Annotated in this window: 23 protein-coding genes; 7 read left to right on the top strand and 16 right to left on the bottom strand. The window is 72.5% G+C overall.

Translation table 11 applies throughout. The annotated features are described in order from the left end of the window. Positions 1-7 precede the first annotated feature (7 nt). The 3 genes from ACFFRH_RS13440 to ACFFRH_RS13430 are packed head-to-tail and all read left to right on the top strand — an operon-like array spanning position 8 to position 3254. Positions 8-190: a hypothetical protein gene (locus tag ACFFRH_RS13440; RefSeq protein WP_344746126.1), complete on the top strand. Its 183-nt coding sequence runs from the start codon at positions 8-10 to the stop codon at positions 188-190. 53 nt (positions 191-243) lie between these two features. Then, entirely contained in the window at positions 244-1227 is a 984-nt protein-coding gene (locus ACFFRH_RS13435) for a hypothetical protein (RefSeq protein ID WP_344746127.1), read from the top strand. A gap of 14 nt (positions 1228-1241) precedes the next feature. Beyond that, positions 1242-3254: a tetratricopeptide repeat protein gene (locus tag ACFFRH_RS13430; RefSeq protein WP_344746128.1), complete on the top strand. Its 2013-nt coding sequence runs from the start codon at positions 1242-1244 to the stop codon at positions 3252-3254. A gap of 170 nt (positions 3255-3424) precedes the next feature. On the opposite strand, the gene ACFFRH_RS13425 is transcribed toward ACFFRH_RS13430, so the two are convergent. The 5 genes from ACFFRH_RS13425 to ACFFRH_RS13405 all read right to left on the bottom strand — a co-directional run bounded on the left by ACFFRH_RS13425 (position 3425) and on the right by ACFFRH_RS13405 (position 9081). Further along, positions 3425-4594, bottom strand: a complete 1170-nt coding sequence (locus ACFFRH_RS13425) for a hypothetical protein (RefSeq protein ID WP_344746129.1) — start codon at positions 4592-4594, stop codon at positions 3425-3427. Next, positions 4591-5091 (bottom strand): SigE family RNA polymerase sigma factor, encoded by a 501-nt coding sequence (locus tag ACFFRH_RS13420; RefSeq protein ID WP_386156576.1) that lies wholly within the window; start codon positions 5089-5091, stop codon positions 4591-4593. Before ACFFRH_RS13420 ends, ACFFRH_RS13425 begins: the two co-directional genes overlap by 4 nt. A gap of 107 nt (positions 5092-5198) precedes the next feature. Further along, positions 5199-5486, bottom strand: coding sequence for a hypothetical protein (locus tag ACFFRH_RS13415; RefSeq protein WP_344746131.1), 288 nt, complete (start codon positions 5484-5486; stop codon positions 5199-5201). Between the two features lie 150 nt (positions 5487-5636). Further along, positions 5637-7415: a glycoside hydrolase family 99 protein gene (locus ACFFRH_RS13410; protein WP_386156573.1), complete on the bottom strand. Its 1779-nt coding sequence runs from the start codon at positions 7413-7415 to the stop codon at positions 5637-5639. 223 nt (positions 7416-7638) lie between these two features. Continuing rightward, the gene (locus ACFFRH_RS13405; RefSeq protein WP_386156570.1) at positions 7639-9081 is read right to left on the bottom strand and encodes an ROK family transcriptional regulator; all 1443 of its coding nucleotides are present in this window, start codon (positions 9079-9081) and stop codon (positions 7639-7641) included. Between the two features lie 382 nt (positions 9082-9463). On the opposite strand from ACFFRH_RS13405, the gene ACFFRH_RS13400 reads away from it, so the two are divergent. Further along, positions 9464-10630, top strand: a complete 1167-nt coding sequence (locus ACFFRH_RS13400) for an AI-2E family transporter (RefSeq protein WP_386156567.1) — start codon at positions 9464-9466, stop codon at positions 10628-10630. 85 nt (positions 10631-10715) lie between these two features. Here ACFFRH_RS13400 and ACFFRH_RS13395 read toward each other — a convergent pair whose 3' ends face one another. Beyond that, entirely contained in the window at positions 10716-11138 is a 423-nt protein-coding gene (locus ACFFRH_RS13395) for a DUF6223 family protein (protein ID WP_386156565.1), read from the bottom strand. A 259-nt stretch (positions 11139-11397) separates the two neighbouring features. Between ACFFRH_RS13395 and ACFFRH_RS13390 the strand changes: the two genes are divergently transcribed. Together ACFFRH_RS13390 and ACFFRH_RS13385 are read left to right on the top strand one after the other, a co-directional pair. Continuing rightward, positions 11398-12513 (top strand): sensor histidine kinase, encoded by a 1116-nt coding sequence (locus tag ACFFRH_RS13390; protein WP_344746137.1) that lies wholly within the window; start codon positions 11398-11400, stop codon positions 12511-12513. Further along, on the top strand, positions 12510-13172 hold the full coding sequence (locus tag ACFFRH_RS13385; RefSeq protein WP_344746138.1) for a response regulator: 663 nt from the start codon (positions 12510-12512) through the stop codon (positions 13170-13172). The genes ACFFRH_RS13390 and ACFFRH_RS13385 overlap by 4 nt, the downstream gene beginning before the upstream one ends. Positions 13173-13392: 220 nt before the next feature. On the opposite strand, the gene ACFFRH_RS13380 is transcribed toward ACFFRH_RS13385, so the two are convergent. Both ACFFRH_RS13380 and ACFFRH_RS13375 read right to left on the bottom strand, forming a co-directional pair. Then, positions 13393-13803 (bottom strand): hypothetical protein, encoded by a 411-nt coding sequence (locus ACFFRH_RS13380; protein WP_344746139.1) that lies wholly within the window; start codon positions 13801-13803, stop codon positions 13393-13395. Between the two features lie 129 nt (positions 13804-13932). Beyond that, on the bottom strand, positions 13933-14424 hold the full coding sequence (locus ACFFRH_RS13375) for an Lrp/AsnC family transcriptional regulator (protein WP_344746140.1): 492 nt from the start codon (positions 14422-14424) through the stop codon (positions 13933-13935). 113 nt (positions 14425-14537) lie between these two features. On the opposite strand from ACFFRH_RS13375, the gene ACFFRH_RS13370 reads away from it, so the two are divergent. Next, positions 14538-15008 carry a DUF2000 domain-containing protein gene (locus tag ACFFRH_RS13370; RefSeq protein ID WP_386156559.1) on the top strand — a complete coding sequence of 157 codons (471 nt, stop codon included), beginning with the start codon at positions 14538-14540 and terminating at the stop codon, positions 15006-15008. 30 nt (positions 15009-15038) lie between these two features. Here the strand turns inward: ACFFRH_RS13370 and ACFFRH_RS13365 are convergent, their stop codons facing one another. The 8 genes from ACFFRH_RS13365 to ACFFRH_RS13330 all read right to left on the bottom strand — a co-directional run bounded on the left by ACFFRH_RS13365 (position 15039) and on the right by ACFFRH_RS13330 (position 23270). Then, entirely contained in the window at positions 15039-15992 is a 954-nt protein-coding gene (locus ACFFRH_RS13365; protein WP_344746142.1) for an ABC transporter ATP-binding protein, read from the bottom strand. Further along, complete coding sequence (locus ACFFRH_RS13360; RefSeq protein ID WP_344746143.1) at positions 15989-16801, bottom strand: ATP-binding cassette domain-containing protein; 813 nt, start codon at positions 16799-16801, stop codon at positions 15989-15991. The genes ACFFRH_RS13365 and ACFFRH_RS13360 overlap by 4 nt, the downstream gene beginning before the upstream one ends. Continuing rightward, positions 16798-17664 carry an ABC transporter permease gene (locus ACFFRH_RS13355; protein ID WP_344746144.1) on the bottom strand — a complete coding sequence of 289 codons (867 nt, stop codon included), beginning with the start codon at positions 17662-17664 and terminating at the stop codon, positions 16798-16800. Before ACFFRH_RS13355 ends, ACFFRH_RS13360 begins: the two co-directional genes overlap by 4 nt. Beyond that, entirely contained in the window at positions 17661-18626 is a 966-nt protein-coding gene (locus ACFFRH_RS13350; protein ID WP_344746145.1) for an ABC transporter permease, read from the bottom strand. Before ACFFRH_RS13350 ends, ACFFRH_RS13355 begins: the two co-directional genes overlap by 4 nt. Before the next feature lie 55 nt (positions 18627-18681). After that, a complete protein-coding gene (locus ACFFRH_RS13345) occupies positions 18682-20238 on the bottom strand; it encodes an ABC transporter substrate-binding protein (protein ID WP_344746146.1) in 1557 nt (518 codons plus the stop codon). Positions 20239-20482: 244 nt separating this feature from the next. Continuing rightward, on the bottom strand, positions 20483-21859 hold the full coding sequence (locus tag ACFFRH_RS13340; protein WP_344746147.1) for a purine-cytosine permease family protein: 1377 nt from the start codon (positions 21857-21859) through the stop codon (positions 20483-20485). Next, on the bottom strand, positions 21856-22812 hold the full coding sequence (locus ACFFRH_RS13335; RefSeq protein WP_344746148.1) for an isopenicillin N synthase family dioxygenase: 957 nt from the start codon (positions 22810-22812) through the stop codon (positions 21856-21858). The genes ACFFRH_RS13340 and ACFFRH_RS13335 overlap by 4 nt, the downstream gene beginning before the upstream one ends. Then, on the bottom strand, positions 22809-23270 hold the full coding sequence (locus tag ACFFRH_RS13330) for a nucleoside deaminase (RefSeq protein WP_344746149.1): 462 nt from the start codon (positions 23268-23270) through the stop codon (positions 22809-22811). The genes ACFFRH_RS13335 and ACFFRH_RS13330 overlap by 4 nt, the downstream gene beginning before the upstream one ends. Positions 23271-23358: the final 88 nt, after the last annotated feature.

Here is a 23358-nt window from a genome sequence, read left to right as displayed (position 1 = left end):
AGGGCCCGTGACGATCCTCCGCTCGCTGCAGCACGGCTTCTGGACCGGCAGCGCCTCCAACCTCACCGGCCGCTACCTGCCGCTCGGCGGGCTGAACCCCGGCACCTACCGGCTGGGGGTGGAGAAGCTACGCAGTCCGCTGTCATCACTGTCGACCCCGTGGTTCGATGCCGTTATCGTCATCAACTGACCACGGACAGGCGCGGGAACCGTGTCTGCCAGCGCCCGAGCTGGAGGTCCCACATGCCCCTCGAAGCGGGAGGGAACGCGCCCGATCCCGGCCACGCCGAGCGCCCCGAAGTCGTCCCCGCAGGCGCCCCCGGAGACGCCCCGGCGGACCACCAGGACAGCCAACCCCGGCGCGACGTCCCGGCGGACGACCAGGACAATCACCAGCACGATGCTCCGGCGGACGATCAGAACGGCCACCCCTCGCGCGGCGTCCCGGTGGGTGGCCGGAACGGCCGCCCTCACCACGGCGCCGTCCGGTCGCTGCGGTCGAGGATCACGACCCTCCGCAGGGCCGCCGCGACGGAACCGAGGAAGCCCCTCCGCCCGCGGCGTTTCCGCTTCCCGAGGCGGGGCGACGGGGAGCGGGGCGGCGCCCGGCCGTACGAGCGGATCATCGCGATCGCGATCGGCCTGTCCACGATCACCGGCGCCGCCGCCTCGTACGCGGCGGTGCGGCTGAACTCGCAGGCCATCGACACCGACCGGCAGGCCGTGGTGGAGACCATCCAGGTGCGGACGGCGGGCGTGGTGGGGCACATGAGCAGCCGGTCGAGAGGCGGGCAGGTCGTGCACTACCGGGCCCTCCACGCCCAGGCCGACGCGATCGAGGCCGTCGACCCCGACGAGGCCAGGGCCCTGCGCGAGGTCGCCGACGGCTTCCTCGTCGACCAGTACATCGACCGCCGCCACCTGCCGGGCGTGGGTGCCACCGCCAAGTGGGACTACGAGATGAGCGAGGCCGCGGTGATCCGCAACTACGAGACCTTCACGGTGCCGAGCGACCAGCCCGCCCGGACCGTGCGGCGCGCCGACGCCCTGCACGACCGGGTCGGCCATCTCACCCTCACCGTCGGCGGCACCCTCGCGATCGTGCTCCTGCTGACCGTCGCCCGCCTCGTCACACCGCCGCGGCGCGACCGGCTCCTGCGAGCCGCCCTCGGCGGGTACGGGCTGCTCACCGCCCTCGCACTGTGGCTCTCCCTGGCCCCGGTATGACGGAGGGACCCGGTATGACCGATGAGGAGTTCGACACCCCGTTCAAGCGCCGGCTCGCGCTCACGATGACCGCGGTGGGCCTGCTCGCCGGGATGCTCACCTACCTCGGGGGGCAGGCGGGCGCCCAGGAGGACAGGAACGCCCGCGAGGCACAGCGCGCCTCCGTCACCGCGCTGGCCGCCCAGGCGGGGGCGACGGCCGACTCCATGGAGAGCACCGCCAACCTCGGCACCGCCACCACCGTCAAGCGCCGTCACGACCTGGAGTCCCTGCGGGCCACGCTGCTCGGCGAGCAGGAGCACGAGGCCCTCGCCGACCGGCTCCGGCGGGCGTACGGCAAGCTGTCCGGTTCCTCCCCGCTGCTGGGCGCCGACGCGACCGCCGCCCAGCGCTACCTCGCTGATCTCAACAGGGAGGCGACCGTGGCGGGCCTCCTGCAGGAGGCGACCCAGGAGACCGCGAGCTCGTGGGGTGACAGGAGCAACACCTACTCCGCGGGGACCGCCCTCCTCGCGGTCGCGCTGACCCTGTTCGGCCTGTCCCTGACCGTCGGCGAGGCCACCCGGCACCACCTGGTGTGGCCCGCCGCCGCGCTGGTGGCCGTCACCGTCGCGGGCACCCTCGTCCTCCTGGCGGTGCCGCCCGTCACGACGCCCCGCGCGGCCATCGCGGCCGTCGCCGAGGGCGACCGTCTCGCCGGGTTGCGCGACTACGAGAACGCGCTCGACCACTACACCCGCGCGATCGCGCTGCGCGACGACTACGCGGTCGCCTACGAGCATCGCGCGAGCGCCCGCGTGATGGCGGCGAGCCCCGAGCGCGCCACGTCGGCGTACGTGTTCAGCACGGCCTCGCGCAGCGCGTACGAGGCCGCGGTGGCGGACATGACCAGGGCGGTGGAGTACGGCGGCGAGAAGTACACCGCCCTGGGCAACCTGGGCGGCTTCGAGATCCACCTGACCGCCTATGAGGCGGCCGAGGAGCACAGCCGGGCCGCCATCGAGCTCAACCCCGGCCCGCCGATCCCCCGGCTGAACCTGCTGCTGGCCCTGCTCGGCCAGAACAGGACCGCCGAGGCCAGGCGGGTGGCGACCGAGCTGCTCCGGGTGATCAGGAGCCGTCCCGACCCCACCGAACGCAACGAGCTCTACGCCGCCACCCGCACCAACCTCGACCTGGTGGCCGCCCAGCGCGACCACGCCCGGCCCCTCGCCCAGGAGCTCAAGGGCGAGCTGGTGCGCGCGCAGGGCGAGGAGCTCGCCCCGAACGCGCGGCCCGCGCCGTCGGCCAGGATCCCGGCGATCCGGGTGGAAGCGCAGGGCTCCGTCATCCGGGCGACCCTCTCCTACGAGGGCATGTTCAAGGGCGCGAGGATGGCCTCGATCGTCTACCACCGGGCGCGGCCGGGCGACGAGTGGCTCCAGCGCTCCGACCTGGTCAGCATCCAGCCCTGGCAGCCCGAACAGACGTCGGGCACCACGTACTGGACGGTCGTCGACGCCGCCTGCCCCGCGACCGGCGAGTATCGCGTCGAGTTCTACGCCGAGGGCCGCCTGCTGGCCAGCGCGGGCGCCACCCTGTCGACCGGCACCGGCGTCGGCCTGACCGGGTACGCCGACTGGGCCGGCGGCCTGGCCCTCTGCCGCCCCGACGGCTGGGCCTTCTCCCACGACCTGGCCGGTACCGCCGACCTGACCTCCCCGGACAAACGTCACCACCTGGCGGTCAGGATCCTGCGCATCGCCCCGCCCACCTCGGCCGCGTCCCGCGCCCGGACCCTGGGCACGGTCCGCGAGCAGCTGGAGCGCACCCTCCCCGCCCGCCCGCTGAGCGCCCGGCCCCCGGCCGAGGCGACCTTCGGCGGTTTCACCGGCACCGCCTGGTGGATGACGCTTCCCGGCTCCGAGGTGGCCTACCTGTGGGCGGCCCTCGACGACACCGGCAGGCTCCGCACCTTCGTCGCCCGCTTTCCCGAGAACGATCCCGAGGTGCTGAACAACGTCATCGGCTACCTCCGTTTCGTCTGACCCGCTTCATCCGACCTCGCTTCATCCGACCTCGCTTCATCCGACCTCGCTTCATCCGACCCGCTTCGCCTGATCCCGTTTCGTCTGTTCCGCTTCCTCCGACCCCGCGCCCGGGAGACGGCTCTCCCGGGCGCGAGGTCCCTCGAGGCCGGAACGGAACGACCCCTCGATCACCAGGCCGCCCCCATCGCCTGCCTCGGCGAGCCCCGGAGGCGTGGATCCGCGGGACCGTGGTGGGCCAGGGCGGTGATCCTCCAGTCGTCCCACCTGCTCAGCGGGAAGACGTCACCCATGAACAGCACATGCCGCCCGGTGACGTCGTAGCGGATCAGGTTCCACCGGGCGGCCTGCCCGTCGCCGCTGCTCGCGGTGACCAGACCGCTGATCCTGCCCCCGCCCGTGACGGGGTACTCGTCGATGCGGTAGTGGGCCACCCGGCCCATGGGCGGCTGGCTCCGGCCGACCAGCATGACGCGGCCGTCCGGGCTGATCGCCGCGGTCGTGACCTCCTGCCCCCCGACCACGACACGAGCGGCCGCGAGTGTGGTGCCCGCGGCGGCCGTGTCCAGGACCTTGGCCTCGGACCTCACCACGAAACCGAGCGTACGGCGATCGGCCGCCCACGACAGGTGTTCGATCTGCCCCGCGGCCTTCGTCGTCCAGGCGCGTTTCGTCCCCGCGGGCAGGTCGACGACCGTGAGCCGGGCCCCGGGGCAGAAGCGCAGGGTTTCGTCCTTACCGCACACCCTGCCGTCGAGGCTGTAGGCCAGCCGGGTGCCGTCGCCGGTGACGGCGAGGGAGCTCGCGGCCGTACCGATCACCGCGGGAATCACGTCGCGGGCCAGGTCGGCCACCCTGCCCATCCCGTCGATCCGCACCCGGTGGAACCGGGTGGTGCTCACGTCCGTCCGGCGGGACATGACACTCCGGGCGACGTAGAACTCCCTCCCCTCACCTGTCCCGGCGAGCAGGTACCCGCCGGGCTCCCGGAAGCTCCCCTCCGGGGTTCGCGGCACCTCGACCCGGTCGGTGACCTTTCCGGTGTACGCGTCGCGGACCGTCACCCCGTCGTCGGCGGCGACCAGCAGGAAACGCGGCCCCGAGGAGACCTTCACCGCGGGCTCCGCCGGGGCCGGGCCGCGTATCCCCGCCGGGACGGCCACGCTCACGGCCGCCACGAGGAGGGCCGCCACCAGCGGGACCGCCAGGACGAGCCCGCGCCGGCGCGGGGCGGCCTCCACCCGCACGGCGTCCTCGTCGGAACGCAGCGTCTCGGCGCGGACCAGTTCGGCACCGGCGGCGAAGGCGTCACGGAGCCGGTCTTCGATCCGCGGGCTCATCGGGTCTCCTCCAGTTTCACGGCGAGCGCCCTGAGGGCTCGGAAGGTGGTCGATTTCACCGTTCCGCGGCTGACCCCCATCGCCTCGGAGATCTCCGCCTCCGACAGGTCGAGGTAGTACCGCAGCACCACGGCCTCGCGCTGGCGGCGCGGCAGCGCGCGTACGGCGAGCAGCACCTCACGACGCGTCTCGCCCAGCAGGGTGGCGGCCTCCGCCGACCAGAACGGGGTCTCCCGCTCACCGGTGAACCGGCCGACGACCGCCCGTCGCCGGTGGACCATGCGGCAGCCGTTCACCACGGCCACCCGGAGGTAGGGCAGCATCCGGTCGTGGTCGGCCAACCGGCTCCAGCGACGCTGGAGCGCCGCGAAGGCGTCCTGAACGACGTCCTCGGCCGTCTCCTGGTCCCCCACCAGCAGGAATGCCAGGCGGACGAGGCCGAGCCGGTGGGTCAGGAACAGCCCGGCCACGGCGGCGTCCCCCGGAACCGCGTCCACCGGCGGCGGAGATGCCGCTGGCGGAGCGGCCGGTGGCGGTTCCACTACCGCTCGTCGAATCTGAGATCGCATACCTCTTCCATGCACGACCTCCCGTCCGGGTTGCCTCACCGGGCCCGGGAAACGTGCCCGGCCTCTCCGGACGGCCGGGCGGCGCGCCTACGCCGTCGCCGCCGCGTCCGGACGCCCCGGTCGGCCGGCCCGGCGGGGCGGAACGGGTCGCCGGGCGGCAGCCACGCCGTGTCGGTGTCCAGGCCGAGGCCGCCGACGTCACCGGTGAGTGTCTCGACGGTGGCCCGTACGGCCTCGCGGGTCTCGTCGCGCCGGAAGACGAGGGCCCAGGCCCAGTACGGTGCCGGGTTGACCACCGCGCGCCGCCGGAGGTCGGGCGGCACCGAGGTGTCCTGGCCCTTCGCCGAGTTGACGACGGGGCGGCGGAGCCGGCCGTGACCGTTCGGCCGGACACGTCCCCCGAGGGCGCCCCGACACGGCCTCGGCCGGGGTACGGCGCCGCGACGGGCTCCGTACCCCGGCCGGGGCGGGGATCAGGAGTTGGTGATGGTGATGTCGTCGATGTAGGCGGTGAAGGCGCCGGCCGTGCCGCTGCGGTCGTAGCCGACGAGGATCTTGTCGATGGTCTTGCCGTTCAGCGCGGAGCCGAAGTCGCTCTGGATCCGCGTCCACGAGCCGACCGTGCCCTTGGCCGCGCCCGGGTGCATGTCGACGCCGGTGGTCGTGGCGGCGGCGCTGTCGCGGAGCGTGGTGCCGTCCGTCATCGTGAAGTCCACCGAGACGTTACGGCCCCCCACGTCCTTCGGCAGGAAGGAGTACTGCAGCTTGGTCGCGGCGGTCACCGGGATGTTCACGTCGAACACCTGGAAGTAGGCGTGTGAGGCGGCGGTGGAGGCGGCGCTGCCCTGGATGCGCAGGGCGGACGCGCCGATCTGGTTGTCCTCACCGGTCGCGACCGCGAGCGACTGGCCGGTGACGTTGGTGGTGCCGCCGCCGCCCGGCGTGTTGATCCACGTCGGCTGGGCGTCGGTCCCCTGCTCCACGCTGGTGCGGAAGAAGACCGGACCGGCGCTGAGCGGGATGGGCACCGTGGTCACCAGCGGGTCGAGGCCGGTGATCATTCGGGTGGCCCTGCCCGCCAGGCGCAGGTAGAAGTCCGACGCCACGTACTTGCCGTCGGCGCTGGTGGTCAGGAAGTACTGGTCGGTCGGCACCTGCGAGGAGTCCTCGGCGCCCGGCGCGAGGGCCGTGCCCTCGTCGTACTCGTCGAACATCGCGATGAACGCCTGCGGCACCCCCGCCCGGCGCACGCTGGTGGCCTGCTCCCACATGAAGTCGCCGGCCCGGCGCGGGATCATGTTGCGCGCGCCGCCGTTCCAGTTGGACCAGGCGAAGCCCGGGTAGATGACCGGCTGGTACGCCTGGCCGGTCGCGTTCAGCGCGTCACGGTCGCCCGTGAGCAGGCCGTTCGTGTCGCCGACGTATCCCACCATCCACGGCGAGATCATGTCGAACGCCCGGTACACCGGGGCGAAACCGGGCTTTCCGGCGCCCGTGCGCCACTCGCGCGGCACGCCGCCGATGACGTACAGGCCGCGGTCCTTGAACCAGCGCACGATGCGCTCGGCCTGGGCGGCCGTGCCCGGCCGGTCCTCGAAGCCGAAGCCCCAGATCTCGACCACGGGCTTGCCGTTCTCCCTGGCGTACGCCGGAGAGTCGGTGAGGTGGAGCTGGCCGGTGATCACGTCGGTCCAGTCCCGGGTGAGGACCTGCTCCACGTTGGCGTCGGTCAGGCCGCTGACGTCGTACTCGACGTAGAACCCGCGGCCGTGCTTCTCGGCGGCGTCCCTGGCCCTGGAGGTGATCGTGTTGCGGACCTGGGCGTTGGCCGAGCCGGGGTCGGCGACGTCGCTGCCGAAGCGCTGGATCGCGGCGCCGTCGATGCCGTGCTGGCTCATCCACTGGAAGTGCTGGTCGATCACGGCCGTCGGGTAGGACGAGAAGAGCGTCGCGGGCTGGCCGTTGCCGAGCGCGGCGTACCCGGTCTGGTATCTGGCCGAGGCGGGGTACCTGCTCATGTCCGGGTAGAGCTCGAAGGTCTGGTTGCCCGGCGACGGCTGTGTTCCGCGGGACCAGTGCCGCCAGTTGTTGAGCGGTGAGCCGTCGCCCGGGGCGTTGAACCAGCCCTGGTAGCCCGCGTAGACCTTGTTCTTCACGGTGGGGGGCGCGGCGGCTTGGGCGCCGAGGGCCGGGGCCACGGCCGACCAGCTGAGGGCGGTCGCGAGGAGGGAGACGGACAGCGCCGCTCTCATGAGGGATTTGTGGCGGTTGTTCACGAATTAGCCTTCGGTGGGGGGTGACGGAGGTTACGAATATGTAAATCCATTGGATTGACTATGTCAATCCGCGCGGAATCCCGTCACCTTCTCTGTAAAGTCCCGCGCCGTCGGCGGATGCGACCGCACGGCGGTGCAGTCCTGGTGCGGCCCGACGCAGTCCTGGTGCGGCCACACGGCGGTCACCCGGCGTGGGCGGTCACACGGCGTCGGGGTGCGCCGTCCGCGTCCGTGAACCCAGGCTGGGCGTGAACACCTCGTGGAACACGCTGGACGCGGCCCCCACCGCCGCCGCGGCCCGGTTGAGGTGCGACCGGGCGACCTCCACCTCGCGCAGGTGCCTGGCCATCGGGAACCCGTTGACGGCGGCGGTGATCTGCCGGTGGTAGATGTCGGCCACCGCGGGCAGGACGGCGGGCCCGCCGATGATGAGCAGCTCGACGTCCAGCAGGTCGATGAGCCCGGCGGCGCCCAGGCCGATCACCCGGGCCACCTCATCGATCACCGCGACCGCCCGCCGGTCACCGCTCCCCGCGGCCGCGCAGACCCACTCGTAGGCGGCGTCACCCGGCGGGACCACCATGCCCGCCGCCCTGGCACGCTCCACCACCGTCGACGTCGGGGCGCACTCGGGGACGAGCGTCGGGCCGCCCTCCGGGGTGAGCCAGCCGGTCGCGATCGCGCACAGCTGGCCGACCTCTCCGGCGTTGCCCGTACGTCCCCGGTAGACGTCGCCGTTGAGGAAGGCGCCACTGCCGACGCCGGCACCCAGATAGAGGTAGACGAAGTCGTCGGCGCGGTCGGCCGCGCCCAGCCAGCGCTCGCCGATCGCCGCCGCCGTGGAGTCCTTCTCGACGATGACGGTGACGTCCAGCCGGGCGGCCAGCTCGGCCTTGAGCGCCACGTGCTTCCAGTCCCGGAACAGCGGCGGGTCGAGCAGCAGCCCGGCGTGGGTGTCGAGCGGGCCCGGCACGGCGACCCCCACACCCAGCAGGGCCTCGGAGGCGGGGTGGGCGGCCTCGGCCGACTCCAGCGCCAGGCGGGTCATCTGCGCGAGGCACCACTGCGGGTCGGGCCGCTCGGGCAGGGGCAGGTGCCGCTGGTCGAGCAGGTCGCCGCACAGGTCGACGGCGACCACGGTGATCATCTTCGGGTCGAGGTGGACGCCGATGGCCGAACCGGCGTCGGGACGCAGCCGCAGCGGCACCCTCGGTTTGCCCGCGCCCGCGGGCTGGCGGGCGTCCTCGGTCAGCAGGCCCGAGGTCAGCAGGTTGCGGGTGATCCGCGACACCGCCTGCGGCGTGAGACCGGTGCGTTCGGCGATCTCCACCCTGCTCGTGGACACGGCCTGCCGGATGCTCTCGATCACCAGCTTCTCGTTGTAGGAACCGAGGGCGAGCTGGTTGAAGGCACGAAGCTCCGGGCGTGCCCCGCTCTCGCGCCGGCCCGGCACCGGCCTGGCCTGGGGCGGGCGCCCGGCGCGCGAGCGGCGCTCGGGGCCGCCCCCGAAGGTCTGCCGCGCACCGGGACCGTTCAAGCCGGGAGCGTTCATACCGGGACCGCTCACGCCGGGGCCGTTCACGCCGGGGCCGTTCACGCCGGGAGCGTTCACGCCGGGACCGCTCACGGCAGGACCGTTCACAGCAGGACCGTTCAGGCCGGGAGCGGGCGTCCCGCCCGGCGCGCCACGGCCAGGGCGCCATCCCGCGTCGCGGGCGTGGGAGGGAAGCGACGGCGCGCTCCACGGCGAGGCGGACGGGCTCTCCGGATCCGCCTCCGTCCGCGCCGGCTCACACTCTCCGTCCGCTTCACGCATGCCCTCATCCAACACCCTCCCCGCGCCGGCGAAAAGCGCCGCTTCCGCCGGGGACCGCCCCGGCCGGAGCGGAACGGTCCCGGCCGGCGAGCGGGCGGGCGGGGAGTTCGGTGATCACCGGGCGCGACGTCCCACCCGCACCGGCCGGGATCCACCCCGGTCCCCGGTCCGATGCGGGCCCGATCCGGACTATGTCTAGAGTGATCTCGTGCCTGCCACGCTGAACGCTTCGAAGACCCGCACCGCGCTGCGCACCTCGGCGCGCATCTCCCTGGAGATGCTGCTCGTCGTGGTGATCATCGCGGTGGCGCTGTGGATCCTGGGCCAGATGTGGTCCGTCATCTGGCCGCTCGTGATCGCCCTGCTCCTCACCACGCTGACCTGGCCCGTGACCCGCTTCCTGCGCCGGCACGGCTGGCACCCCACTCTGGCCGCCTCGGTCGTGACCGTGCTCTTCCTCCTGGTGGCCGCCGGCACCGTGGTGCTGATCGCCGTCCCGGTGGCGTCCCAGTCGGGCGAGCTGGCCACCGGCGTGGGCAACGGCATCAAGCAACTGCGCGACTGGGCCGCCGGGCCGCCGCTGAACATCGGCGACGAGCAGGTCAGCAAGGCACTCGACACCGCGGCGGCCCGCATCCAGTCCAGTGTCGGCAGCATCGTCACCGCCACCCTCACCGGCGTGGGCACCGTGGTCAACGGCCTGGTCACCACCGTCCTGGCGCTCTTCCTGATGTTCTTCTTCCTCAAGGACGGCCCGCGGTTCCTGCCCTGGCTCACCCGCCAGCTCCCCGGCCGCCTCGCCACGGACGTGCCGGCCCTGGCCTCGCACAGCTGGGACACCCTCGGCTCGTTCGTACGCTCCCAGGCCTTCGTGGGCCTGCTCGACGCCGTCTTCATCGGTCTCGGCCTGTGGATCGTGGGGGTGCCGCTGGTGCTCCCCCTGGCCGTCCTCACCTTCGTGTCGGCGTTCATCCCCATCATCGGCGCCCTGTTCGCCGGCTTCGTCGCGGTCCTCATCGCGCTGGTGTCCAACGGCCTGACGGACGCGCTGATCGTGCTCGCCATCATCGTCGCCGTGCAGCAGCTTGAGGGAAACGTCTTCCAGCCCATGGTGCAGAGCCGCGGCCTCGGCCTGCACGCGGGGGTGATCCTGCTGGCGGTGACGCTGGGCGGCAGCCTGGCGGGCATCGTGGGCAGCCTGCTCGCCGTACCGGTCGCCGCCCTGATCGCCGTGTTCTGGAACTACCTCCACGAACAGCTCAGCGACCCGTCCCGGGAACCGGGGCCCGGTGAGCCGGCGCCCGGTAAACCGGAGCCCGACAAGCCGAAGCCCGGTGCCACCGTCCTCGCGAAGAAAGCCGCTGAAGAAACCTAAAGAAACCTGCAGAAAACCGCCTGAGGATCCCCCGAGGCACGGGCCGGGCACCGGCCCGATCGCGTTCCCGGCCGCTCCCGGCGGATCACCCGGCGCGACGGGAGCGGGCCAGAACCAGCCCGCCGAGAGCCATGCCGGCCAGCCCCACCACCAGGGCCACGAAGCCCCCGACTATTCCGTAGCCGGTTCCGGGGCCGCCGTCGGCGGCGGCCACGACCAGCCCGCCGATGACCGCGCCGGCCAGCCCCGCCGCCAGTGCCACGACGGCCCCCCTCCTCCCGGAGCCGGTGCCGATACGACCGGTGGAGCGGGCCAGAGCCAGCCCCCCGACGACCACTCCGGCCAGCCCCGCCAGCGCGGCCACCAAGGACCAGAGACGCCCGGAGGTCAAGGTGTAGGCGCCGACGGGGTCCAGCTGGACCGAGGCGTGCGCGGCCGCCGGTACGAAAGCCCGGAAACCTCCGATCAGGGCGGCCACGGCCACGGCAAGCACACGTCGGACCGGCATGAGGTACTCCTTCTCCTACGGCCGGCCGCTACGACCGGACGTTCTTCCACGGCCGGCCGCTACGACCGGATGTCACCCGATCATGTCCACCGGACCCGGCTCCGGTCGTCCGGCGTATGCGGACACTTCGCGCTGCCGCCGATGCCGCGACCGGCTGCCGCGGACACCGCAGGAGCCGCGAAGCTACCGCGGGCGCGGTAGTCGGCCGATCGTCCGCGCGCAGGAGTCGCCCGCGCGGACATCCGGCTAGGGTGCGCGCATGGGTACAGGATGGGCCGGGGTCCGGGACTGGGCGATCGCCGTCGGCGTGGCGGCGACGCTGCTGGTCACCGCGCTGTCCGGGCGGCACTCCGCCACGGACCTCGCCCCGTTCGGCTACGCGCTGCTGGCGGCCGGCGGCCTGGCGCTGGCCGCGCGCAGCCGGGCTCCGGTCCTCGTCCTGGCCGCCACCGGCCTGTGCGCGGTGGGCTACCAGGCCGCCGGTTTCGACGTGCCCGCCGTCGCGTACCTGTTCGCGGTGTACGCGGCCGTACGGGCGGGACACCGCGCCGTCACGGTGGCGGCGAGCGTGACCATGCTGGCCGCCCTCCCCCTCGCGGCGCTGGTCTCGGGCTCGCACGACATGGGCGAGGCGCTCGCGCAGGCCCGGGGCGCCCTCGAACTGGCGTGGCTGATCGCGGCCGGCGCCGCGGGCGAGGCGCTGCGGCAGGCCGAGCGGCGGGCGGACGAGGCCGAGCGCACCCGGGAGGAGACCGCGCGGCACCGCGCCGACGAGGAGCGGCTGCACATCGCGCGAGAGCTGCACGATTCGCTCACCCACCAGATCTCGATCATCAAGGTGCAGGCCGAGGTCGCCGTCCACGTGGCCCGCAGGCGTGGCGAACAGGTGCCGGAGTCCCTGCTGGCGATCCAGGCGGCCGGACGTGAGGCGACGCGGGAGCTGCGCGCGACCCTGCGGGCGCTGCGCGACGACGACGCGACCCCGCCACGCGGGCTCGACCACATCCCGGAGCTGCTGGAACGGGCCCGCGGCATCGGCCTGGACGCGACGCTGACGATCGAGGGGCGACGACACGACGTACCGGCCGCGGTGAGCCGGACCGTCTACCGGATCGTCCAGGAGGCGCTCACCAACGTCTCCCGGCATGCCGCCGCCACCACCGCGTCGGTCCGGATCGACTACCGCCCGGACGCCCTCACGATCCGCGTCGACGACGACGGCGGGGCCACGCCGGGCGCCGCCCCGGTGCCCGGCGTCGGGTTGCTCGGGATGCGCGAACGAGTCACCGCCCTCGGTGGTCACCTGCGCGCCGAGCCGCGCGGCGAGGGAGGCTTCACCGTGCGGGCCGAGCTTCCCGTGGACCGGACGTCGTGATCCGTGTCCTGCTGGTGGACGACCAGCCGCTCCTGCGCAGCGGATTCCGCGCGCTCCTCGACCTCGAGGACGACATCGAGGTGGTGGGCGAGGCCGGCGACGGGATGGAGGGCCTCGCCCTGGTCAGGGAGCATCTGCCCGACGTCGCCCTCGTCGACGTCCAGATGCCGGTCGTCGACGGCATCGAGACGACCCGGCGCATCGCCGCGGACCCGGCCCTGGCCGGGGTGCACGTCGTCATCCTGACCAACTACGGCTTCGACGAATACGTCTTCGACGCGCTGCGCGCCGGGGCGGCCGGATTCCTCGTCAAGGACATCGTGCCCGAGGACTTCCTGCACGCCGTACGTGTCGCCGCGCGCGGCGACGCCCTGCTCGCCCCGTCGATCACCCGCAGGCTCATCGGCAGGTATGTCGCCCAGCCGCTCGGCGCCAGGGCCGGCACGGGGCTGAAGGAACTGACCAACCGCGAACGCGAGGCCGTCGTCCTGGTCGCGCAGGGCCTGTCCAACGACCAGATCGCCGACCGCATGGTGATCAGTCCCCTGACCGCGAAAACCCACATCAACCGGGCCATGGCCAAGCTCCACGCCCGCGACCGCGCTCAGCTCGTGGTCCTCGCCTACGAATCCGGCCTGGTGGTCCCCCGCGCCCCCTGACACCTCCTCCGCCACCCCGCCCCGAACTCGCATCACCCCGTCCCGGACGCGGCGGGCCCGGGGCGTCGAAGGGGCTCCCGCGCGAGGAACCGGCTCGACGGCCCGCGCGTCGCATCACGTCGCGTCGCGTCGCGTCGCGTCGCGTCGCGTCGCGTCGCGTCGCGTCGCGTCGCATCACGTCCGCGAGTCGCGGGCGTGTGCGAACGCCCTGACCGGGCCGTCAGGCGGCGTCCGGGCGCCCGCGCTCCCACCAGAGCGCGGCCCCGGTGACCACCGCGCCGATCCCCTCCCAGATGCCGACGCCGACGAACCGGGCGGGGGCCGCGCCGGTCACCACCAGGAGGGTGAAGACCGCGAACGTCAGCAGGCGGAACGGCACCGTCCACAGGAAGAAGGGCCGGTAGTCGGCGGCGGCGGCCAGGAGGTAGTAGACGCCCATGTTCACCGCGGCCATCGAGGAGGCGGCGAGGTACACCTTCGTGTGGTCGCCGGGGTCACGTACCCGCAACACCTCGAAGCCGAGGAGGGCGAGCATGGTGTCCGGCGACACCAGGCCGACGACGCCGAGTGCCACGGCGAGGAGGCCGAAGACGGCCATCGTCCAGCCGGAGAGGGAACGCGGGAGTCGCATGGCGGATCCTCCGGATACCGGGTCGCGATCATGGGGGGTGTCGTCTCCCAGTGATCTTAGGATCACCGCGTACGCCGTCGGCACCGGTGAGCGGGGATGCTCCGGAGGTGCGGGCGGGCGGGCCCGTTCTCAGCGGCGGCGGGTCCGGGGCGGGCTCGGCCGCTCGGGCGGCAGGACCTCGACGGAGGTCTTGCGGATGTGGTCGTAGACCAGCGAGGTCCGCACGTCGGCGATGTTGCGGTGCCGGGAGACGTGGTCGAGGACGAAGTCGCGCAGGTGGCCGGTGTCGCGTACGGCCACCTGGATGATGAAGTCGTCGCCCCCGGACACCACGAAGATCGCGAGGGTCTCGGGGAGCGCGGCGACATGGTCCCTGAAGCCCTCGACCGCCTCCCTGATCTTCGGGTGCAGCCGGACGTTGATGAGCGCCTGGACCGGACGGCCGATGGCGGCGAGGTTGACCTCGGCGTGGAAGCCCTCGATCACCTCCCTGCTCCGCAGGGAACGCACCCGCTCCAGGCAGGTCGAGGGCGCGATGCCGAGCCGCTCGGCCAGCTCGCGGTTGGTCTGGCGGCCGTCACGCTGGAGTTCGGCGAGTATGGCCGTGTCAAGTTCGTCCACGCACACATCTTCCCAGAAATCTCCGAATTTTCTTCGGAAGGATCGGGACTGAGTTGTGATTCCTGTACTCCAGATGCGAGCGTCCTCTCAGAAATTCAGAGAGAGGAACGCGGATGACCATGCTGGCCGACTGGATCGACACCCTGGACCGCCGGACCGACCTGCCCACCCGGCGGCTGCCGGTGAAATGGGTGATCGTGATCGACCACGACCTGCCCCGCGGCCTGCAGGCCAACGCCGCCGCCTGCCTGGCCGCGTCCGTGGGCAACGCCGTGCCCGCGATCCTGGGCTCGGCGGGCACCGACGCCTCCGGCCACACCCACGCCGGGCTGCCCTGGACCGGGTGCACGGTGCTGGCCGCGCCCGGCGACACCGTCCGCCGGATCAGGAACGAGGCCGCGGAGGAGGCGGAGCTGGTCGTCGCCGACATGGCGGCCATCGCGCAGCGGACCAACGTCTACGACGAGTATCTGGCCGGGCTGGCCCGCTCCGGCGGCGAGGAGCTCTCGTACTACGCGGTGAGCCTGCTGGGCCCCCGCCAGGCGGTGGAGCGCCTCACGGGCAAGCTCCCGCTGCTGCGCTAGCGCGGGGCGGGGCGGGGCGGGGAAAGGCGGTCAGGTGACGGGGAGCCTCGGCACGCTGTCGATCAGGCGCCGGGTGTAGGGGTGGCTCGGAGAGCCGAGCACGGCGGCGGTGTCGCCCTGCTCCACGATCCGGCCGCGTTCGAGGACCGCCGTGTGGTCGCAGAGCATCGCGACCACGGCGAGGTCGTGGGAGACCATCACGACGGTCAGCCCGTGGCTCTCGCGCAGCTCGGCCAGCAGGTCGATGACCCGTACGCGCGTGGAGACGTCCAGGGCGCTGACGGGTTCGTCGGCGAGCAGGACCCGGGGCTCGCACACGATGGCCCGCGCGATGGCGATCCGCTGGCGCTGCCCGCCGGAGAACTCGTGCGGGTAGCGGCGCGCGGCGTCGGCCGGCAGCCCGACGGCTTCGAGCGCGGCGGCGACGCGCAGGTCCGCGGCCGAGGTGTCCCACCGCGCCGCCGGTACCAGGCCGAGCGAGCGGAGCGGCTCGGCGACGATCCTGCTCACCCGCTGCCGTGGGTCGAGCGAGGAGTACGGGTCCTGGAACACGGTCTGCACGCCGCGGCGGAACGCGCGCATCCGCCCGCGGTCGCGCGGCGAGAGCGGCGTCCCGTCGAAGAGGATCCGCCCGGCGGTGGGCACGGCGAGGCCGAGCAGCAGTCGCAGCAGCGTCGTCTTGCCCGCCCCCGACTCCCCGACCAGGGCCGTGCTTCGCCCAGGCAGCACCTGGAAGGAGACGTCGGAGAGCACGGGCGCCGCCGCCCCGCGGTAGGTGAAGCCCACCTGGCGCGCCTCCAGGACGGGCTGGGCCACCCCGTCCTGGACGGTCCCGTCCGGCGCCGCGCCTGCCCGCACGGGCCCGGCCGGTCCCGCGGTGCCGGGGACGGGCCCGCTCGTCACGTCAGGAGCGGGCGCGACGGGCTCGGCAGGTACGACGGGCTCGGCGGGCTCGGGCGGCTGGTCCGGGATGGGCCGGGTCAACGGTTCGTCCAATCCAGTGCGCTGTCGAGGTGCCGGGCGCCCGCCACCAGCGACCGGGTGTACGGGTGGCGCGGCGCGTCCACGATCTCCCTGACGGTTCCCGACTCGACGGCCTCGCCGTCCTTGAGGACGAGGACGCGGTCGGTGATCCCCGAGACGACCGCGAGGTCGTGGCCGATGAACAGCAGGGCCATGCCCCGGGCGGTGACCAGGCCGCCGAGCAGGGCGAGCACCTCCGCCTGCACCGTCACGTCGAGGGCCGTGGTCGGCTCGTCGGCGATGAGCAGCGCGGGCTCGCAGGCCAGGGCCATCGCGATGGCGACGCGCTGACGCTGGCCACCGGAGATCTCGTGCGGGTACGCCCGCGCGACCCGGCCGGGTTCGGTGATCCGGACCTCCTGGAGCGCGGCGGCCACGGCGGCGCGCAGGGCGGCGCCGCGCAGCCCCCGCCTGCGCCTGATGGGCTCGGCGAGCTGGCGGCCGACCCTCATGAGCGGGTCGAGTGCCGTCAGGGGCTCCTGGAAGACGACCGACACCACCCGGCCGCGCAGGCCGTTCAGGCGCCGCTCGGGGGCGCCGACGACCTCGGACGGGCCTGTTTCCGGCGTGTCCAGCACGACGCTGCCGGAGGCGGTCATGCCGGACGGCAGCAGGCCCGTCACCGCGAGGGCGGTGAGCGACTTGCCGGACCCGGACTCGCCGATCAGGCCGAGCCGCTCCCCGGGGCCGATCGTGAAGGACAGGTCCCTGACGAGGTCGCGGCCGTCGGCGGAGCGCACGCGCAGCCCCGTCACGTCGAGCAGGCTCATCGCGTCCTCCGCCGGGTCGGGTCGGCCACGTCCCTGAGGCCGTCGGCGATCAGGTTCACCCCGATGACGAGCACGACCAGCAGCACGCCGGGAGCGATGGCGCCGACCGGCGCGGTGAGCACGGTCGCCTGGGCCTCCTGCAGCATGCGCCCCCAGGAGGCGTTCGGCGGGGGCGGGCCGAGCCCCAGGTAGGACAGCGACGCCTCGGCCAGCACGGCGAGCCCGAGCTGGAGCGCGAGGTTGACCAGCAGCGTCGGCCAGATGTTCGGCAGGATGTGCTCGGTCACGACGCGCGGCCAGGAGGTTCCGGACGTGCGCGAGGCCGTGACGAAGTCCTGGGCCAGCACGCGCTTGACGAGCACCCGGGTCAGCCTCGCCACGATCGCGGACATGCCCAGGCCGATCGCGAGGATCGCCGAGCCGAGCGACGCCGAGCGCACCGCGACGACGAGCATGGCCAGGAGCAGGGTGGGGAAGGCGATGAGGATGTCGAGCAGCGCCGAGACCGTGTCGTCGAGCCACCGGGTGGCGAACCCGGCGGCGAGACCGGCGAGCAGGCCGAGGACGCCGCCGAGCAGGACCGACCCGGCTCCGACCGTCAGCGCGATCCGCGCGCCGATCATCAGCTGGGTGAGCAGGTCCCGGCCCAGCTTGTCGGTGCCCAGGAGGTGCGCGGCCCCGGGGGGCATGAGCCGGTCTCCGGAGGTGTCGTCCGGGGCGTACGGGAGCCACAGCAGGGAGACGGCCGCGACGGCGACGACCAGGCCGGCGAGCACGCATCCGACCACGAGCGTCGTGGACCGCCTCGATCGGGCGTGGGCGTCCGGTGTGAGGGTTTTCCGCGAGGAGGCCGCGACGTTCATCGGGGGCCTCCGGAGACGGTGCCGCGCAGCCGGGGGTCGATGAGCCGCTGGGCGAGGTCGGCGGTGAAACCGATCACCAGGACCGCGAAGGTGCTGACGAACAGGATGCCCTGGATCACCGGGTAGTCGTGCTGGGCGATCCCCTTGACCAGCATGCCGCCGAGACCGGGGAGGGCGAACACGCTCTCGACGACGACGGCCCCGAGGAAGGTCGTGGCGAGCTCGATCCCGAGGACGGAGACGACGGGCACGGCAGCGTTGCGCAGGCCGTGCCGCCACATCGCCCCGGTGAAGGAGGAGCCGAGCGCCCTGAAGGTCCGCAGATGGTCGCTGCCGAGCACGTCCAGGGTGGCGGAGCGGACGTAGCGGATCAGCGAGGCCGACATGACGAGGGCGATCGTGACGACGGGCAGCGCCAGCGAGGTGAGGGCCGCGACCGGGTCGGCCCAGTCGTCCCTCGGGAAACCACCGGCCGGGAACACCCTCAGCCGGAGCGCGAACACCGTGACCAGCAACATCCCCACCCAGAAGGCCGGGACCGCGATGCCCAGCTGGGACAGCCCGCCGAGCAGGGACCCGTACCAGGTGCCCGCGCGGTGGGCGGCGACGAAGCCGACCGGTACGGCGACGGCGACGGCGAGCAGGAAGGACAGCAGGGTCAGCGGGACGGTGACGACCAGCCTGGAGGCGATCTCCGGGCCGACCGGCAGGGTGCTGACGAACGACTCGCCCAGGTCGAGGGTGACGATCTGCCCGAGCCAGGTGGCGAACTGTTCGGGCAGCGGCCGGTCGGAGCCGATCTGGTGGCGGGCGGCCTCGATCTGCTCGGGGGTGGCCCCGGCCGACAGCAGCGCGTTGGCGGGGTCGCCGGGCAGCAGGCGCAGCAGCAGGAACAGCACGACGCAGGCGAGGAGGAACGAGACGAGGAGGAACGCCGCTCGCCGCAGCAGGTAGGTGGTCATGGCGGGCCGGACCGGCCGGGTGCGGTGCCCGGCCGGCCGGGTGCGGTGCCGGGCATCAGCCCTTCTTGATGCCGTAGGCGTGGAACTGCGAGTTGAGGCCGTTGACCGGGTAGCCCGACAGCGACGACGAGGCCACCACGATCTGCGGGTAGAGGTAGAGCCACTCGCTCGCGGCGTCCTCGGCGATCAGCCGGTTGGCCTGCTTGAGCAGCTCGGCCTGCCCCTCGACGGTGTCGGACCGCTCCGCCTCGTCGACCAGCCTGGTCACCTCGGGGTTGTCGTAGCCCCAGTAGAAGTCGGGGTTGCCGTACCAGACGACGTCGCGGTCGTTGACGTGCTCCTGCAGCGTGGCGGTGAAGTCGCGGTTCTTGAAGACCTTGGTGTACCACTCGTCGGCGGTGATGACGTTGATCGTCACGTTGACGCCGATCTTGGCCAGCTCGCTCTTGATGAACGTGGCCGCGGTGGGGTGCGGGTCGTAGTTCGGGGTGTCGAGCGTGAAGTCGAACCCGTTCGGGAGGCCCGCCTCGGCGAGCTGCTTCCTGGCGAGTTCCACGTCGTAGGGATCGACCGAGGTGAGGTCCTCGTACCACGGGTCGGTGGGCGGGACCATCGAGCCGATCGGCGTCCCGTAGCCGCCCCAGACGGAGTCGAGCAGCTTGCGGTCGTCGATGGCGGAGCCGACGGCCTTGCGGACGAGCTTGTCGTCGAACGGCTCGACCTTGTCGTTGAAGGCCAGCAGGAGCTTGGTCGTCGACCGGCCGTCGTTGACCTTGTAGTTCGGGTTGTTCTTGAACTGCTCCAGCGCGTCCGGGCTCTGCTCGCTGGTCACGATGTCGACGGCGTCGGTCAGCAGCGCGTTGTTGAGCGCGGTCGCCGAGGTGAAGTAGTGGAACACCACGCCCTTGTTCGTCGGGGCGGTGCCCCAGTAGCCGTCGAACGGCGTCAGGCTCAGCGTGGAGCCGCGCCGCCACTCACCGAGCCGGTACGGGCCGGTGCCGTCCTCGGACTTCGCCAGGTCCTTCGCCGCGTCGTTCACGATCCAGACGTAGCTGAGGTTGTAGACGAAGGAGATCGACTTCTCCTTCAGCCTCACGACGACCGTGCCGTCGTCGGGCGTCTCGATGCTCTTGACGACCGCGAAGCTGCTCTTGCGGGCCGACTGCGACTCCTTCGCGGTGACCTTCTCGATGCTGTACTTCACGTCGGCGGAGGTGAGGGGGTCGCCCGAGTGGAATTTGACGCCGTCGCGAAGGGTGAAGGTGTAGGTGAGGCCGCCGGAGCCGACCTCGTGGCTCTCGGCGAGCAGGTTCTCGACCTTGCCCTCGTCGGTGAGCCTGAACAGTCCCTCGTAGACGTTGCCGTTGAGCGCCTCCGTCGTGCCCTGCCCGCCGCCGCCGGTGTTGTCGAGGTTCTGCGGCTCGTAGAGCGAGCCGACCTCGATCGTGGCGGCCGGGTCGAAGGCGGCCGCCGACCCCGCGGGCGCGGCGCTCCCCCCGGAGCCCGAGCCCTGAGCGGAGCCGGAGTCCGGGCCGGAGCCCGAGCCGCACCCGGCGAGGACCAGCGCGGCCGCGATCACGGCTCCGATGAACGGCGTCGTCTTCCTGTTCACTGTCTCTCCTGTGGCCGTCCGCGCCATCAGGCCGCACGGGCCGCACGGGAGGCGTGGGGCCGTTGCGGGCATGGTTTCGGACAGCTGACTTCGTCACGGTCGGCGAGGGCTCGCCGGAGGGTTTTCACTGCGGTAAGCCGCCGACGACAGGCTGGGAACGCGTCGTCAGCGGCTTCTCGGCTAACCCTACAGAAATAGTAGGCTTTATTCAATTTCGGACAAAAACCTGATTTACGGACACCCCTTACCGGCGGAGCGGCTTGAGGGCCAGGTAGACGGCGGCCGAGATGAGGAAGCCGACCGCGAACGCGATGTCGCCGACCGCCGGGACCCGTTCGGGCACCAGCCCGACGTACAGCTCCTGGTTGGAGAACAGCCACACCGACAGCACGACGCCGGTGACCATCGCGATCGGACCGGCCGGGTTGGTGTGCCGCCTGTCGTACAGCAGCGGCCCGAACTCCCCGCCCCGGCGCAGGTAGGCGTCGACGAGGACGATGCCCAGCCACGGCCCGATCCAGTAGGAGATCACCAGCAGGAACGACTCGTACTTGTGCCCCGCGTCCTCCAGCCCGGACAGCGCGACCAGGAACCCGATCACCCCGCAGGCCAGCGCCGTGAGCGCCCTGCGGAGCGTCAGCGGGAGCCGTACCCCCATGGTGAGCAGGGACATCGCGCCCGAGTAGACGTTCAGCGCGTTCGCCGAGATCGCGCCGAGGGTGATCGCGAGCAGCGCCAGGGCGGCCACCGGGCCCGGCAGGTGGCCGGTGAACGCGGTGGTCGGCTGGCCGAGGGCGTCGCCGCCGATGGTCACCGACGCGGCGCCCACGACCTCCAGGATCACGCAGGGGACGAACACCCCCAGCCCGGCGTACAGCCCCACGGCCCGCCTGCTCGCGTCCGGCGGGAGGTAGCGGGTGTAGTCGGCGGCGTAGGGGTTCCAGCCGGCCGCGTAGCCGAAGGTGGCGCCGACGGTGAGCAGGAAACCGCCGAGCCCGCCGCCACTGCCCGCGAAGCCCGGCCGCGCCTTCGACAGGATGACGACCGCGGTCACCGCGAAGATCACCGCGAGAACCGGGAACGCGTACCGCTCGAAGGCCTGCACGAGATTGTGCCCGAAGAACCCGAGCACCACCATGACCGCGACCACGATCACCAGGCAGAGCCAGGAGGGCAGGCCGGTGAGGGTGTTGAGCGCCAGCGCGCCGCTCACGCTGTTGACCGCGAACCAGCCGATCCCGGCCGCCACGGTGTTCAGCGCGGAGGGGATCAGGTTGCCCCAGTAACCGAAGGGCAGCCGCCCGAGGACCATCTGCGGCACCCCCGCGGAGGGACCCCGCGCCGAGAGCACGCCGTGCGAGAGCGCGCCCAGACCGGTGCCGAGGGCGACGGCCAGGGCCGCCTGCCAGAAGCTCAGCCCGAACGCCGCCACCGCGAGCACCCCGAGGAAGATCGTGGCGAATTCGAGGTTGGGCGACATCCACGTCCACAGCAGCTGCCGTGGCCCGCCGTGCCGCTCGGACAGCGGGATGAACTCGACGCCGCCGGGCTCGACGGCGGCGATCCTGTCGCCGTACTCGCCTTCGCGCACCGCGACGCCGGAGGGCTCCATCACCTTCATACCGTTATCGCCTTCAGCTTCTCGAGGAGGTAGTCGGACGCGCGGACGGGCTCGTACGAGACCCTGCCGATGGGCGGGCCGAGGGACTCGACCTGCGCGAGGGGGTCGCACTCGTAGAAGTAGATGAGCGAGACGAGCTCCTCGTCGGGAGCCGAGGGGTCGGGCGGGAGCACGCGGTGCCGGGTGGAGCGCCAGCGGTCGCCCGTCCAGCGGGCGAGCAGGTCGCCGATGTTGACGGTGAAGGAGTCCGCCACGAAGGGGGCGTCGATCCACTCCCCCTCCAGGGTGAACACCTGCAGCCCGCCGACGCCCGGCTGCCGCTCCAGGACGGTGACGGTGCCGAAGTCGGTGTGCGGGCCGATCCTGAACTGCCCCGGCTCCGGCTCCCCCACCTGCGACAGCGGCGGGTAGCGGTTGACGTTCATGGTGTACGTGGGATGCGCCGCCCGGGAGGTGAAGAAGTCGTCCGGGAGGCCGAGGGCGGCGGCGCAGATCACCAGCAGCTCGTCGGCGAGGGCCCGCATCCGGTCCAGGTAGCCGGTGACGAGCGCCCGCAGCTCGGGGACCTCCTCGGGCCACACGTTCTCCAGGAACCACTCCGCGTCGATCGCGGGGTCGCCGATCGGCAGGTCGGTGCCGACCGCGAACGTCTCCTTGAGGTCGGGCGGCGTGGGCGTGCCCTCGGCGTACCCGTTGGCCTCGACCCCGGGCGGCAGCCACCCCCGCTCGCCGACGGTGGCCGCGTAGCGGTTCTTGACCTCGTACGGCAGGGCGAAGAAGCGCTTCGCCGCCGCACGGACCTCGGCGCGGAGTTCGGCCGGGACGCCGTGCCCGGTGACGAGCAGGAAGCCGATCTCCCGCAGCGCGGTGTCGACCTGGGCGGCCACCTTCTCGCGGTCGCCCGCGTCGCCGTGGAACCAGGGGGTGAGATCGATGATCGGGACTGATTTCATTGGTCCTCTCCGATGTCCTCGTTCCACAGGGCGGGGTTGGCGGCGATGAAGGCCGTCATCAGCTCGACGCACTCGGGCGAGTCGAGGACGAGGACGTCCACGCCGTGCTCGGCGAGCCATTCGTGCTGGCCGGTGAAGGTCCGGCTCTCGCCGACGATCAGCCCGGTGATGCCGAACTGGCGGATCAGGCCGCTGCAGTACCAGCAGGGCGACAGGGTCGTCACCATGGTGGTTCCCCGGTAGGTCCGCTGGCGGCCCGCGTTCCTGAAGGCGGCGGTCTCGCCGTGGACGGACGGGTCGCCGTCCTGGACGCGGCGGTTGCGGCCCCGGCCGAGCAGCCTGCCGTCGGCCGCGAACAGCGCGGCGCCGATGGGGACGCCCCCTTCGGCGTATCCCTTCACGGCCTCTTCGAGCGCCACGCCGAGCATCGCGGCCGGGCTGACAACGTCGCTGGTCATGCGCCCACTATCCCCCGCGGGACGAGGTTCGAGAACGGGCAGACCGTCCGTACTATGGCGGTCCGGAACGGACAATCCGTAAAGGGAT

The organism is Streptosporangium vulgare (assembly GCF_042428775.1).
GTDB classification, from domain to species: Bacteria; Actinomycetota; Actinomycetes; order Streptosporangiales; family Streptosporangiaceae; genus Streptosporangium; species Streptosporangium vulgare.
Note: the sequence above shows the minus strand (reverse complement) of the source record. Positions and strands in the feature narration are given on the sequence as shown.